14 protein-coding genes are annotated in these 13,315 nt (G+C 61.7%); 10 read left to right on the plus strand and 4 right to left on the minus strand.

Annotated elements, in window-relative coordinates:
- Positions 1 to 4: 4 nt before the first annotated feature.
- Complete coding sequence (locus tag WJU18_RS28345; protein WP_423457499.1) at positions 5 to 1,000, plus strand: Bug family tripartite tricarboxylate transporter substrate binding protein; 996 nt, start codon at positions 5 to 7, stop codon at positions 998 to 1,000.
- 126 nt (positions 1,001 to 1,126) lie between these two features.
- On the opposite strand, the gene WJU18_RS28350 is transcribed toward WJU18_RS28345, so the two are convergent.
- Positions 1,127 to 1,498 carry a VOC family protein gene (locus WJU18_RS28350; protein WP_423457501.1) on the minus strand — a complete coding sequence of 124 codons (372 nt, stop codon included), beginning with the start codon at positions 1,496 to 1,498 and terminating at the stop codon, positions 1,127 to 1,129.
- Between the two features lie 51 nt (positions 1,499 to 1,549).
- On the minus strand, positions 1,550 to 2,440 hold the full coding sequence (locus WJU18_RS28355) for a LysR family transcriptional regulator (protein ID WP_423457503.1): 891 nt from the start codon (positions 2,438 to 2,440) through the stop codon (positions 1,550 to 1,552).
- A gap of 119 nt (positions 2,441 to 2,559) precedes the next feature.
- On the opposite strand from WJU18_RS28355, the gene WJU18_RS28360 reads away from it, so the two are divergent.
- Genes WJU18_RS28360 through WJU18_RS28375 form a run of 4 tightly spaced genes read left to right on the plus strand, consistent with a single transcriptional unit; the run spans position 2,560 to position 6,453 of the window.
- Complete coding sequence (locus tag WJU18_RS28360) at positions 2,560 to 3,582, plus strand: Bug family tripartite tricarboxylate transporter substrate binding protein (protein ID WP_423457505.1); 1,023 nt, start codon at positions 2,560 to 2,562, stop codon at positions 3,580 to 3,582.
- A gap of 11 nt (positions 3,583 to 3,593) precedes the next feature.
- Positions 3,594 to 4,775 carry a thiolase C-terminal domain-containing protein gene (locus WJU18_RS28365; protein ID WP_423457507.1) on the plus strand — a complete coding sequence of 394 codons (1,182 nt, stop codon included), beginning with the start codon at positions 3,594 to 3,596 and terminating at the stop codon, positions 4,773 to 4,775.
- Positions 4,772 to 5,263: a Zn-ribbon domain-containing OB-fold protein gene (locus WJU18_RS28370; RefSeq protein WP_423457509.1), complete on the plus strand. Its 492-nt coding sequence runs from the start codon at positions 4,772 to 4,774 to the stop codon at positions 5,261 to 5,263. The genes WJU18_RS28365 and WJU18_RS28370 overlap by 4 nt, the downstream gene beginning before the upstream one ends.
- Complete coding sequence (locus tag WJU18_RS28375; protein WP_423457511.1) at positions 5,260 to 6,453, plus strand: CaiB/BaiF CoA transferase family protein; 1,194 nt, start codon at positions 5,260 to 5,262, stop codon at positions 6,451 to 6,453. The genes WJU18_RS28370 and WJU18_RS28375 overlap by 4 nt, the downstream gene beginning before the upstream one ends.
- Before the next feature lie 56 nt (positions 6,454 to 6,509).
- Here WJU18_RS28375 and WJU18_RS28380 read toward each other — a convergent pair whose 3' ends face one another.
- Positions 6,510 to 7,286 carry an IclR family transcriptional regulator gene (locus tag WJU18_RS28380; RefSeq protein WP_423457513.1) on the minus strand — a complete coding sequence of 259 codons (777 nt, stop codon included), beginning with the start codon at positions 7,284 to 7,286 and terminating at the stop codon, positions 6,510 to 6,512.
- Between the two features lie 96 nt (positions 7,287 to 7,382).
- On the opposite strand from WJU18_RS28380, the gene WJU18_RS28385 reads away from it, so the two are divergent.
- The 3 genes from WJU18_RS28385 (at position 7,383) to WJU18_RS28395 (ending at position 10,396) form a co-directional block, all read left to right on the plus strand.
- Positions 7,383 to 8,366, plus strand: coding sequence for a Bug family tripartite tricarboxylate transporter substrate binding protein (locus tag WJU18_RS28385; protein ID WP_423457515.1), 984 nt, complete (start codon positions 7,383 to 7,385; stop codon positions 8,364 to 8,366).
- A 2-nt stretch (positions 8,367 to 8,368) separates the two neighbouring features.
- Positions 8,369 to 9,163, plus strand: coding sequence for an enoyl-CoA hydratase/isomerase family protein (locus WJU18_RS28390; RefSeq protein WP_423457517.1), 795 nt, complete (start codon positions 8,369 to 8,371; stop codon positions 9,161 to 9,163).
- A gap of 75 nt (positions 9,164 to 9,238) precedes the next feature.
- The gene (locus WJU18_RS28395; protein WP_423461118.1) at positions 9,239 to 10,396 is read left to right on the plus strand and encodes a CaiB/BaiF CoA transferase family protein; all 1,158 of its coding nucleotides are present in this window, start codon (positions 9,239 to 9,241) and stop codon (positions 10,394 to 10,396) included.
- A gap of 44 nt (positions 10,397 to 10,440) precedes the next feature.
- Here the strand turns inward: WJU18_RS28395 and WJU18_RS28400 are convergent, their stop codons facing one another.
- Complete coding sequence (locus tag WJU18_RS28400) at positions 10,441 to 10,872, minus strand: MarR family transcriptional regulator (RefSeq protein ID WP_423457519.1); 432 nt, start codon at positions 10,870 to 10,872, stop codon at positions 10,441 to 10,443.
- Between the two features lie 256 nt (positions 10,873 to 11,128).
- On the opposite strand from WJU18_RS28400, the gene WJU18_RS28405 reads away from it, so the two are divergent.
- Positions 11,129 to 12,331, plus strand: coding sequence for a Rieske 2Fe-2S domain-containing protein (locus WJU18_RS28405; RefSeq protein WP_423457521.1), 1,203 nt, complete (start codon positions 11,129 to 11,131; stop codon positions 12,329 to 12,331).
- Positions 12,332 to 12,341: 10 nt separating this feature from the next.
- On the plus strand, positions 12,342 to 13,295 hold the full coding sequence (locus tag WJU18_RS28410; RefSeq protein ID WP_423457523.1) for a PDR/VanB family oxidoreductase: 954 nt from the start codon (positions 12,342 to 12,344) through the stop codon (positions 13,293 to 13,295).
- Positions 13,296 to 13,315 lie beyond the last annotated feature (20 nt).

Here is a 13,315-nt window from a genome sequence, read left to right on the forward strand (position 1 = left end):
TCCGATGACCGATCGCCGTCAGTTCATTCATGCCCTTGCGGCACTCGCCGCGCCTGCGGCGCTGGTGCCTCGTGCCGTACAAGCGCAGTCCGCGCCGCCAGTCAAGCAGCTCACGCTGGTGGTGCCCTTCCCCGCAGGGGGTGCCACGGATGCCGTTGCCCGGCTCCTTGCCGAACACGCTCTGCGCGGGGCATATGCAGAGAACGTGGTGGTAGAAAACCGGGCCGGGGCCGGTGGCCGAATCGGGGTGGAATATGTGAAGCAGCGGCCCGCCGACGGAGCCACCCTGCTCTACACGCCGGCATTTCCGATCGCCATCTTCCCTCATATCTACCGGCGCCTGCCCTACGATGCGATGGCGGACTTCGTTCCCGTGGCCGCCTCGGCCAAAGGCATGCTGGGATTGGCCGTCGGTCCCGCCGTCCCGGCTACCGTTACGAAACTGGCTGATTTCGTAGCCTGGTGCAAAGCCAATCCTTCGAAGTCCAATTTCGGTACGGGTAGCGGGTCGGGCCAGCACTTCGCTGGCGTGACCTTCGCACATGCCGCTGGCTTCGACCTGCGCCTGGTTCCCTACAAAGGGGGCGCACCAGCCGTGGTGGACTTGCTGGGCGGTCATATCAGCTCGACTGTCAGCCCGCTGCCCGAGATCATGCCGCATGCGGCCGAAGGAAAGCTCCGGATCCTGGCTGTCACCGGTAGGCAGCGCTCGCGCTTCCTGCCCCAGGAACCAACCATGGTGGAACTGGGCTACCCCGACATCGTCTTTCAGGACTGGTCGGGCGTACTGGCACCGGCAAAGACCACGCCGGAACTGGTGGCTCGGGCCAATGCGGCCATCTCTACCTACGTGCGCTCCGACAAGGGGGTAGAAGCCCTAGCCAAGGTGGGCACGGAAGCCGACGCACAGAACGTTCCTGAATTCGCCGCCACAGTGAAGGCCAGTTGGGAACGCTACCGCGAGATCGTCAAGGCCACCGGCTTCACGGCGGATGATTGATACTGAGTACGACCTGCATAAGCCAAGGAACCCGCGCACCGCGGAGAACCGCGCTCGCTCCTTGTAATCAATGCAGTCGCGCCAGAATCATTCGCATTGCAAGGCAGCCCTGGCACAGATGAGTCGCTAGCCTTGACCCTCACCAGAGATGACTTGCCCGATCGACAGCTCATTGCCGCTGGGGTCGGCTATCCGGCAATCGCGCATGCCATAGGGACGATCGCCCATGGGAACGATGATATTGACGCCCGCCTCCACGAGGCCCGCATGGTATGCGTCTATCTCCGATACGCGCAGATAGATATGCGATGCACCAGGAGGATGGGCTTCCGCACGCTGTACCAATGTGATCTCCACCGCGTCACGGCAAACCGCCGCGATATCCGGTGGCTCGCCCCAGGACCAAGCCAGATCGAATCCAAGCACATTCCGGTAGAAGTCTATTGACTGCTGTAGATCGTTCACCGAGAGAATGGGGGAAACAGACTCAATTTTCATGTGTGCCATGTCCTTTCCGTGAGATCCTGGAGCCTTTTTTCCAACAAACGCCTAGTGGCAGTACTCGCGCAACATGGCGATCATGGCCTGAACTGCTGGCGAAGCGGTACGCCCTGTGCGGGTCAAAATTCCCACCACGCGGGTCTGCACTGGTTGGATCAGAGGAATATAGGTAATCTCATCCTGGCCTGGGGGTACACCCAGCCGGGGCAAAACCGTCACACCCATGCCATGGTGAAGCATCGACAGAAGCGCCGTCATCTGCGATGTGAACAGTGTCGCCCGCCTGAGCGGCTCCGCCGGTTCGAAATCCATCAAGGGGCGGTGCGCAGTAGTGCCGATCAGAGGCAAGCCGGATAGCTCCGCCCATGTGATGCTGGTGCGGTTCGCCAGGGGATGGTCACGGCGGCAAACCAGTCCGAAGCGATCGGTCACCAATCCTTCGAACGACAGGCGCGGATCATGACTGACCGGGGTGCACAGGCCAAGATCGATTTCGTCCGCCAGGGCCATGCGCTCGATGTTGGCTGAATGGTCGTCGAGCAGATGGATCTTCACATTGGGATGCTCGCGCACGTAGGCAGGCATCAGATTCGGCAGCCAATACGAAATCGCGGTGACGATACACGCGATCACGATCTCGCCGGATTCACCCCGCGCCAGCTTCTCCATGGAGTCGCTCACCGCCCTGTGCTGCCTGACCAGGTCTCGGACCATCGGAAGGCATTGATGTCCGAACGGCGTGAGGACATTGCGGTTTTCCGGCTCGAACAACAGTTGGCCCAGTCGCGCCTCCGCCTCCTTGATGGATAGCGAAAGCGCGGACACGGACCGATTCGCCAAAGTGGCCGCCGCGCGGAAACCACCGCTCTCCGCCACCAGAAGGAAATGCAGCAGGTGCGAAATCGAAAGCCGCGGGACGAATGAAGTGGATTCGACCATAGTCAGTTTGTTGAGAAAAACTGGACGACCGTTTGAGACAACAAACTTTACCTGAACAGACCGACTCTCTACGATTCGGTAGCCTTTCTCGGGCTGCCCTCTTTGGAGATCACACGGATATGACGTCTGAACAGGATCCTCAATACATCGATGCGACCCGCCGGCGCATGGTGGCAGGTGCCGCAGGCGCCTTGATCGCAGCGGCGTATGCACCCCAGGCCGCTGCACAAAGCAGCACGCCCCAACCCCACTTTCCCAGCAAGCCCATCCGGATCATCATCCCCTACGGTGCCGGTTCTTCCACCGACATTGCGATGAGACTAATCGCGCCACGCATGGCGGAAAAACTCGGGCAACCGATAGTGATAGAGAACCGCGCGGGCGGCACGGGCATCATTGGCAGCGAATTCGTCGCCAAATCACCGCCTGACGGCTATACCCTCGTTGCGGGAACGGTGGCATCGCATGCGGCCCTTGTCCCGCTGATGCCGGGGATGCCCTATAACGTCCGCACTGATTTCACACCCATCGGGCTGGCGGTGGTTCCACCCGCGATCGTCGCCATTCATCCCGCGGTACCGGCGAAGAATATTTCAGAGTTCGTCGCATGGTCGAAGCAGCAGCCTGCGGGGGTCAGCTATGCGTCGAGCGGTAGTGGCGGCTCGGGACACCTCGCGACGGAGTTGTTGAAGCTCAAGACAGGTGCCAACCTGGTCCATGTGCCGTACAAAGATGCGTCCCGCGCGGTCACCGATCTGATGGCGGGCCACGTGCAGCTCATGGTGTATTACGCCACGCTGTTGCCTCATATCCGCGCAGGCAAGCTTCGCGCCTTGGCGGTCCTGTCGGATAAGCGAGTGGCCTTCGCACCAGACATTCCCACGGCGGCGGAGCAAGGCCTTCCCATCTCGGTCTCCGGATGGATCGGCCTGTTTGGCCCGGCCGGCCTCCCAGCGCCGGTGCGGGACGCCATTTACGCCGCCATGCGCGAAGCCTTGCTCGATCCCGCGATCCAACCGCAGATGCTCAGTTCAGGACAAGAGCCCCAACCCCTGCCACCTCTCGAGTTCGGCAAGTTCGTGGACGCCGAGATTGCCAGATGGACAGAAGTGGTGCGGGCGGCCAACATCAAGATGGAGTAATCGAAAAGAACATGCCTGAAAGGACACTCAAAGGCAAAACCGCGCTGGTGGGGATTGGTGAAACCGATTACTACAAGCATGGCCAGAGCCCAGACGCGGAGTTCAAACTCGCGCTCAAAGCCGTGCTGGCCGCGTGCCGTGATGCTGGCATCGATCCACGGGAAATCGATGGTTTCTCTTCCTATAGCAATGACCGGAGCGATGCCTCCCGGTTTGCGGCGGCCCTTGGCGTACGCCAGCTGCGCTGCGCCCTCATGCAATGGGGTGGTGGTGGCGGCGGCAACTGCGCATCCGTCACCAACGCCGCGGCAGCCGTCGCCACCGGTCTGGCGGATTGCGTGGTGGCCTTCAGGTCTCTCGCGCAAGGCCAGTACGGACGGTTCGGACATGGCAATGCGGCCACTACCGTGTCAGGAGAGATGGCCTACCAGGCGCCTTATGGCTTGATCTCCCCCGCTCACCGGTTCGCCATGAAAACCCGGCGATTCATGCATGACCACGGTATTGGGCAGGAGGCCCTGCGCGCCATCGCGATGGCTTCCTACCACCATGCGCAGAACAACCCGCGCGCGCTTATGTATGGCAAACCCCTCGACGAGGAGAAGTACGACGCTTCACGATGGATCACAGAGCCCTTCCATCTGTTCGACTGCTGCATGGAAAACGACGGAGCGGCGGCGGTCATCATCGTTTCCGCCGAACGGGCCAAGGATTTTCCGAACAAGCCGGTCTACCTGCTCGGCGGAGCCAGCGGATCCCAATACCGTTGCGGTGCAGGACCTCACAATGCGCCAGACTATGCGAGCGCCAGCTTCCGGACAGTCGCCGCCGATCTGTACCGCATGGCTGGCCTGACACCGAAAGACGTGGGCGTGGTGCAAAGCTACGAGAACTTCACGGGAGGCGTCCTCATGGCGCTGGCTGAGCATGGATTCTTCCAGCCCGAAGAGGCCAACGAGTTCCTCCAACTGCACAACTTGACCGCACCCCATGGCCGCCTTCCGCTCAATACCAGCGGGGGCAATCTGGCCGAGTGCTACATGCATGGGTTCGAGCAGGTGCTTGAAGCCGTGCGCCAGGTACGCGGCCAATCGACCAATCAAGCTCCCCGCAGTGATGTGGCCCTGGTCATTGGCGGCCCGATGGTGACGCCGGTCAGCAGCATTCTGCTCGGATCGGAGGCGACGCTGTGAACACCCCCGCGACACACTATCTTCCATCCGGGCTGCCAGCACCAGTGCCCGAAGCCGACGGCCTCAGCGCGCCTTACTGGAAAGGATTGCAGCAGGAGCAGTTGCTCGTGCAGCGCTGCACGGCCTGCGGCACATGGCAGTTCGGCCCGGAGTGGATATGCCATCACTGCCACTCGTTCGATCTCTCCTGGGTTCAAGTGGCCCCGCGCGGAACGATTTTCAGTTGGGAACGGGCTTGGCATCCGGTTCACCCCGCCTTGCACGGGCACGGCCCGTACCTGATTGTTCTGGTGGAACTGGCGCAGGCGGGACGTATCCGGATGGTCGGAAATCTGCTGGGAGACCCCGCCCAGGAGGTGCGCATTGGTACCGAGGTCACCGGCGTCTTTGAACACCACCTCGATCGTCCCGAGCCCTTTTCGCTCCTGCATTGGCGCATCGGCGAGCCGGCCACCCTCCCCAAGACCATCCAGCCGGGGATTTCATGAGTTATGAGAAACCCTATGCAGGACTGAAGGTCATTGATCTGAGCCAGGGCCTGGCGGCTCCTTATGTGGGCATGCTGCTGGCACAGCATGGCGCGGATGTCATCAAGGTCGAACCGCCCGCGGGTGACTGGAGCCGCATTCTCAACCAGAACTACGGCGACCACACCGCGTTTTCCGTGGCGGCCAACCTGGGCAAGCGCAGCATTGCACTGGACTTGAAGCACCCCAAGGGCAAGGAAATTCTCTGGCGGTTGTTGGCCGATGCCGATGTCATGATCGAAGGCTTCCGCCCGGGCGTCCTCGCACGTCTGGGATTCGGCTATGCCGAAGTCGCCCAGCGAGCCCCAAGAATCATCTATCTCTCCATTTCCGGATTTGGCCCGGAACATCCGCTGAAGGCAAAAGCCGCCATGGATCCAGTACTTCAGGCCTACACGGGACTGGTATCTGCGAACCGGGGAGAGGATGGAACGCCGCAGCGTATTCCGGTTTCCATCGTGGACATGAGCACCTCGCTCTACGCGGTCCACGCCGTCTCGGCCGCGCTCTTCGCCAGGCAAACGGCGCCGGAGCCATCAGGGCGCCACATCGAAATCAGCCTTCTGGAAGCCTCCGCGTCGCTCGTCGCAGTGCGTCTGCTGGCAACGTGGCTCGATGGCGAAAATGCCCCCGTCTCCACGCCTCCCAGCGGCTCATTCGAGGCGGCCGACGGCTGGTTGCAAGTCCAGGTCATTCAGGAGACTGATTGGCAGGCGCTGTGTACGGCCCTCGGCGCTTCCGGGCTTGCCTTCGATGAGCGCTACAACCACAGGAACCTGAGAAATCGGAGGGCCAAGGAACTTCGCGAGGAGATGCGTCCTCTGTTCAAGCGCTTGACGCTGGCGGAACTGTCCGACCGCCTTGGCGCGGCGGATATTCTGTTCGAACGGCTCAATACCTACGGTGATTTTGTAGAGCAGGAAAGCAAGACCGGGTCTTCCACCTTGAGGTGGTTGCATCAACCGGGCGTGCCACGAGACTTGCCCATGCCGAGGATTCCCGGGTTGCCGATAGCAGCGCATGAGGCCGCCTTGGTCGCGCCGTCCTGCGGTGAACATACCATGGCCATCCTGGCGCAATGCGGCTACGGTGAACGGGACATCGAGGAAATGCGCCTATCCGGCGCGGTTGGGACGGCAAACAAGGGATAAGCTGAACCGGAATTCCGAGCCATGCGAGTTGGCTCTGGCTGTGCCCGTGCATGCTTTCATTCACCCATACGGGCCGCTGGCCGGTCCGCCGCTTTGCGGAAGGGCTCTGTTGCGCTGTAGAGCAGATCCACCAAGGTCTTCCGGTCGGATTCGATTTCGTTGATGGGCCCGCCCAAACTCAGCGTCAGCGGCTCGTGACCACGTGGAACGGGCAGAAGTATCGCCAGTGCTGAGGCGCCCGGTGTCGATGTTCCCAGCGACATGGCATAGCCATTGTGGATCGCTTTGCGCCGATCAGAAAGCGCCGCCTTGAGCTCCACGTGCAGCCGCTCATCGTTCTCCAGCGCGTTGGATTTGCGCAGCAAGAGGCCGATGTTCTTTTCTGGATGCGTGGTCAGCAGCATGCGGCCTGGAGCACTTCTGAACAAAGGCCGAAGGGATCCGGTCTTGGCGATAAACCGGCCTTGTCTAGTCGCCTGCAGCACATGCAGGTAGCGCACATGCACGCCTTGCTGGGTGCCGATCATTACCGTGTGGCCGCAGGCATCCAGGATGCCCTGCATCAGCCGAAGCAATCCTTGCTCAGTGAAAAGCTGCTCCTCGATCCACGCGGTGGCCAAGGCCAAGCGCACATTGGGCACATACATGCCGCTGCGGCTTTCGTAATCGAAATACCCCGATTCCACCAGGCTCTTGAGTAGCACGGAAGTGCTCGATTGGGGGTAGCCCAACGCTTGCGAAACCTCCTTCACCAGCGCCGGCCGGCGGGTCTCAGCGAAGAATTCAAGCAACTCCAGCACACGTTGCGCTGATTTGACGTGGTAGTCGGCCATTCACATCCTGAATTTTCAATCATATACATGATAGATCTCGCACAGGAGAACAGGCAAGGCGTAGGCTCGCGGCATCAAAAAACATCGGAGACAAGCATGCCTACGCGACGCCAACTCATGTGTGCCCTTACAGGATCCGCCGCCGGCCTGTGGCTACCCTCGACCTCGTTCGCCCAGCTCGGCAAGTCCGCACGAATCGTCGTCGGGTTTCCGCCTGGAGGCTCGGCAGATCTCATCGCCCGGGCTCTGGCCAGCCAGATGACGGGCTACGCCCAGAGCCTGATCGTCGAGAACAAGGCCGGGGCCGGAGGCCGCATCGCGATCGAGGCAGTGAAGGCCTCGGAGGCCGACGGTGCCACCTTGCTGATCACTCCCTCCTCCATGGTCAGCGTCTACCCGCATGTCTACCGCAAGCTCAACTACGACATGGCCCGGGATTTCGTGCCCGTGACCGAGCTAGCCTCTTTTCCCTTCGTGCTGGTCGTGGGTCCGCTGGTGCCGGAGAACGTGAAGACGCTTCCGGATTTCCTGGCCTGGGCCAAGGCGAATCCTCGGGAGGCCTCCTATGCCTCACCCGGCAATGGCACGACGCCTCACTTCATCGGTGCCATGCTGGCGCGGGCCAGCCAGGTGCCCATGACGCATGTAGCCTACAAAGGAGGAGCCCAGGCCATGAACGACGTGCTGGGCGGCCAGATCGCCTCCAACATGGCGGTCATCTCCAACGCCCTGCCGCAAATCCAGGCAGGCAAGCTTCGTGCGCTCGCCGTGACCGGCCCGCAGCGGAACAAGGCACTGCCCCAGGTGCCGACCTTCGTGGAATCGGGATTTCGTGATCTGAACATGCTGGAATGGTTCGGGCTCTTTGCCCCCGCCCGAGTACCTGCCGATCAGGTCAAACGCCTTTCTGATCAAGCCCAGCAGGCGCTGCGGAGCCAGCCCGTACAGGAAGCCTTGACCAAGGCAGGCTTCGATCCCGCCGCTCCTGGCGACCCGGCCAGCTTCGGCGCCATGATGAAAGCGGATCAGGCCCGTTGGGCCAGCATCGTGAAGGCTAGCCACTTCACGCCGGAGGAATGAGCATGGTGAAATTTGATGCCAGTCACTTGTCCGAAGGCGGATCTCCGGAACTGACCCTGGACGGTGCGGTGGCGACGATCACGTTGAGCCGGCCAGCCCATCGCAACCGGTTGCACAACGACGACCTGCGTACCTTGATCGCTCACTTCGACAGGATCAATGCCGCCACCGAGATTCGAGCCGTTGTATTGACGAGTCAGGCTCACGGACCGAAGCCGGTGTTCTGCGCCGGCTATCACATCGGCCAGCACGGCGACGAGCATCCTGATGCGCGTTTCGAGCAGGTAGCCGACGCCCTGGAGCAATTGCGGCCAGTGACGATCTGCGCCTTGAACGGCAGCGTGTACGGCGGAGCGACCGACTTAGTGCTCGCCTGCGATTTCGCGATCGGTGTGGAGGGTATCGAGATGCGCATGCCAGCCGCCGCGCTGGGCATGCACTACTACCCAGGGGGTATGGCACGCTATGTATCGAGGTTGGGAATCTCCAATGCCAAACGCGCCTTTCTGAGCGCAGAGGCTTTCGGCGCCTCGGAACTGCTCCGCATGGGCTACGTTCAAGAGTTGGTGCCCGCTGAACATCTGCAGGCGGCCATGAAGCGCCGCCTGGATCAGATTCTCCCGTTGGCGCCGCTGGCGCTCGAGTCGCTGAAGCGCTCCATCAATGAGCTGGGGCGCGGCGACTACGAGCCAACCCGCCTGCGCCAACGGCAGCAGGAATCGCAAACTTCCCATGACTTTGCTGAAGGCTGTCTGGCATTTGCTGAACGCCGCGCGCCTCGCTTCGAAAGACATTGAGATGAACCCCCTCCCACCGCATCCCCTCTGCATCTCCCCTTGGCGGGGGTGCGGGTCATCGAAGCGGCCCAGATCATGGCCGGTCCGGTGTGCGGGCTGATGCTGGCCGATCTGGGCGCCACCGTGATCAAGGTGGAGAAGTTTCCGGCTGGTGATGATGCCCGCCACTACCAGAAGCCGGGCGATCCGGCATTGCCGCCTTCCTTCCGGATGATCAACCGCGGCAAGCGCTCCATTGCCTTGGATATCCGTACCAAGGCTGGCCAGGAAGTGATGTACCGGCTGGTCAGGCAGTCGGACGTCATCACCGAGAATTTCCGCCGGGGCGTCATGGACAAGCTCGGCCTGGGTTTCGAGAAACTGCATGAGGTCAACCCCGCGCTGATCTATGCGGTCGTCAGCGGATATGGGCGGGAAGGACCACTCGCCGACAAGGGCGGCTTCGATCTGATTCTCCAGGCCTTCAGCGGGCTGATCAGCGTGACGGGCGAACCCGGCCGGCCGCCGGTGAAGCCCGGCGTTTCCATCGCGGACATCAACGCCGGCATTCTGTGCGCCTTCGGCATTCTGGCGGCCTACATCCAGCGCCTGCGTTCCGGCCAGGGGCAGAAGGTCGAGACCTCCCTGCTTCAGGCCGCCATGCAGCAAACCTACTGGCTGGCGGCCACCTACTTTTCCACTGGAGCCAATACACAGCCACTGGGCACGGCGCATGCACTGATTGCGCCTTATCAGGTCTTCCAGTGCAAGGATGGCGGTGTGGCGGTTGGCGGAGCAAACCAGAATGCCTGGGTCCGGATCTGCGAAGTGCTCGGTCATCCTGAGTGGCAACAGGACGCCAGGTTCGAAACACCTCAATTGCGGGTCCAGCACAGCCGGGAACTACAGGATTTGCTCGAAGCGGTTCTGGCTTCCGATGATGTCTCCACCTGGTGCGCCCGTTTCGACGCCGCAGGTGTTCCCGCCGGGCCGGTCAACACACCGGGCCAGGCGCTGGAGCATGAGCAGACCAAAGCGGTGGGCATGGTCATCGATGTGGACAACGGCATGGGCGGCACCACCCGGGGCCTGGGTTCTCCCGTCGTGCTCAACGGCACGATTTCCCGGCACGCCACCTCCATCGCGCCGAAAGTCGGCCAGCACTCCCGCGAGGTATTGAGCGAATTCGGTTTCGGCGATGAAGAAATCGAACGGTTGGAACGCGACGGCGTCATCCACCAGGATACCCCCTGATCGCCAACCCCCAGCAAGTGTCCTGAGACGGGTTTGCGCGGCTTTCAGCGCGCTGGCCGCCGAGGCGTCTTGGCGGGTTGCTCATCCATCACGTTGGGGATGTCTGTCTCAAGAGCTGCGCGCAGGCGAGCCAATGCGTCCAGCGTTTCCTTGAAAAGCGCCTTGCCCACGACACGCTCCATCAGCACATATTGACGCTCCACCAAGGGCGTCAGCTTATTGGCGAGCTCCATTCCGGCAGGCGTGAGCGTGATGGTCTGCCTGCGCTGATCCTGATCCGAGCGGGCACGCACCACCAACCCATTCTTCTCCATGCCTGCCAGGATCTGGGACATGCTGGGCGCCAGGATCTGGCAGGCCGAGGCTATTTCGTTCGAGCTCAAGCCATCAGGCGAGTCTTGCAAGGTACGAACCACGCGCCACTGCTGGCCAGTGAGTCCATGCGCTTTGAAGATCGGCCGGAAAGGCCGCAGCATGGCCTCTCGGGCGAGCATTAGCGACTGGGCAACGTTCGGATGACGGGCAGGCATGCGCGAGTAGGTTGAAGAGCGCCTGTTTGATGGCGCTGTAGCGGCGCAGTATAGCGGCGGACCGATCGCGCCAGAGTCGTTTTCTTGCGCGTTCGACGCGTTGACAATGAAGATATTCATTATTAATATCTTCATTAATTGATCGCCTTTTCCCCTACCCACGAACCGGCCGACGGCCAGCCACCAAGGAGACAGCATCGATATGCAGACCACATCCATAGACACCAACAGGCTGCATAGTGGCTCGCTTTACAAGCGCCCTCCAGGCACGCACAACGCCACTCTCACCGAAGTTGGACAAGGCACCCCCATGGGTGAACTGCTGCGCCGTTACTGGCAACCGGTCGCCTTGGCTCGCGATGCCACCACCACGCCCAAGCTCATCCGCGCGCTCGGTGAGGAGCTGATACTTTTCCGTGACAAGTCAGGCCGGCCCGGACTGGTGCACCCTCGTTGCGCGCATCGCGGTACCTCGCTGTACTACGGCAAGGTGGAAGAACGAGGTATTCGCTGCTGCTACCACGGCTGGCTTTTTGATGTGGAAGGACACTGTGTTGAGCAGCCGTGCGAGCCCGGTGGCGGCGCTCACCGCGGCAAGGTAAGGCAGCCCTGGTATCCCGTGCGCGACGCCTATGATCTTGTCTTCGCCTACATGGGGCCACCCGAAAAAATACCGGTGCTGCCGCGCGTGGATGCACTCGAAGGTGCGGGGCCTGATCAGAAAATCCTGGGTGAGCAGAAGGCCTTTGCTTCTGGCGGGCCAGCGATTGCGGACTGCAATTGGCTGCAGTACTTCGAGAACGCGCTCGACACCTTCCACGTCGCGGTTTTACACAGCAACTTCAGTGGTTTGCAATTCATCCCGGAAATGGCGGTGATGCCCGAGGTCAAGTGGTCCTTGACGGCAGGCGGCGTGAAGGCCACGCAGCACCGGCAACTTGACGACGGCAAGCTCTTCCTGCGCGTGACCGAAGTATTGAGCCCCAACGTGCGGAGCGTGCCAGACGCGTTCGGCAAAAAAGGGCCCGTGGACCGCATCGAATGGACGCTTCCCGTGGACGACACCCACTTCACGACTTTCACGGCCGGTGTCGTCGCCAAGGATGCCACGGTCATCCGCGAGCGCCGCGTTCTGCACAACGGCAAGCTCTGGGAGGACATGACGGAAGAAGAACGCCGCCTCTTCCCGGATGACCGGGAAGCCCAGGTGGGCCAAGGGCCTATCACGCTGCACTCCGACGAGCACCTCGCCACCTCCGATCAGGGTTTGGTCATGTTCCGGCGTCTGCTGCAACGCCAGTTGGCTACCGTGGCGGAAGGCAAGAATCCATTGGGCGTATGGTTCAACGAAGCCGAGGCGGTAATCCGCCTGGAGGCCGGCAACTTCTTCGACGCGCAGCTTTGAGCGCCTGACGATGAACACCGCCCTGTCGATGCGGCTGGAGCGCATCCAGTATGCCTGCGAACAGTGCAGTATCTTTGAATTCCGGGCGCCCCATGCCGATCCGCCGCCAGCGCCGGCGGGCGCCCATGTTCAAATCTATCTGCCCGACGGCAACCTGCGTGCCTACTCGGTTCTCAACCCCGACGAGCCCGAGCCGCGCTATGTGGTGGCCGTCAAGCACGCGGCTGGCAGCCGCGGCGGTTCACGCTGGCTGCATGAGCATGCGCGCGTGGGCATGCACTTCGACATCCTTCCGCCGCAAAACAATTTCTCATTGAACGAAGGCGCCTCTCACAGCCTGTTGTTCGCGGGTGGTATCGGCATCACACCGCTCTGGAGCATGGTGCAGCGGCTGGAGCGGCTACGGGCTTCTTGGAAGCTCATCTACGGTGTGCGCCACCACACCGACATCGTGTTCGCCAAGGAGCTGGCAGCGCTTGGCGATCGCGTGCAGTTCGTGTTCTCAAGGGGGCAGGCTTCTTCGCGGCATATTGATTTCCGCAGCGAATTGGCCGCAGCACCCGACGGCACGCACTTCTACTGCTGTGGCCCCAAAAGCATGATGGACGCTTTTGAATCAGCCACGGCAGCCCTTGGATTGCCGCCGCAGCAATGCCACGTGGAGTTCTTCACGCCGCGCGAGGAAGCCGCGCGCGGCGGTGACTTCATCGTGCATCTCGCGCGCAGCGGACGTTCCATCACCGTTCCCGCAGGCTTGACCATTCTCGATGCGCTACTGGCGCAAGGCATCGATGCGCCCCGCTCTTGCGAGCAGGGAGTTTGCGGGACCTGTGAAACACGCGTACTGGAAGGTGCGCCGGATCATCGCGACTCTGTGCTTTCCGATTCGGAGCGCAGCAGCAACCAGACCATGATGATCTGCTGCTCTGGCTGCCTGGGCAGCCGCCTCGTGCTCGACCTCTAGGCTTCAGACCCTCAATTGCT

It is taken from the genome of Ottowia sp. VDI28 (assembly GCF_049532675.1).
Lineage (GTDB): Bacteria > Pseudomonadota > Gammaproteobacteria > Burkholderiales > Burkholderiaceae_C > Ottowia.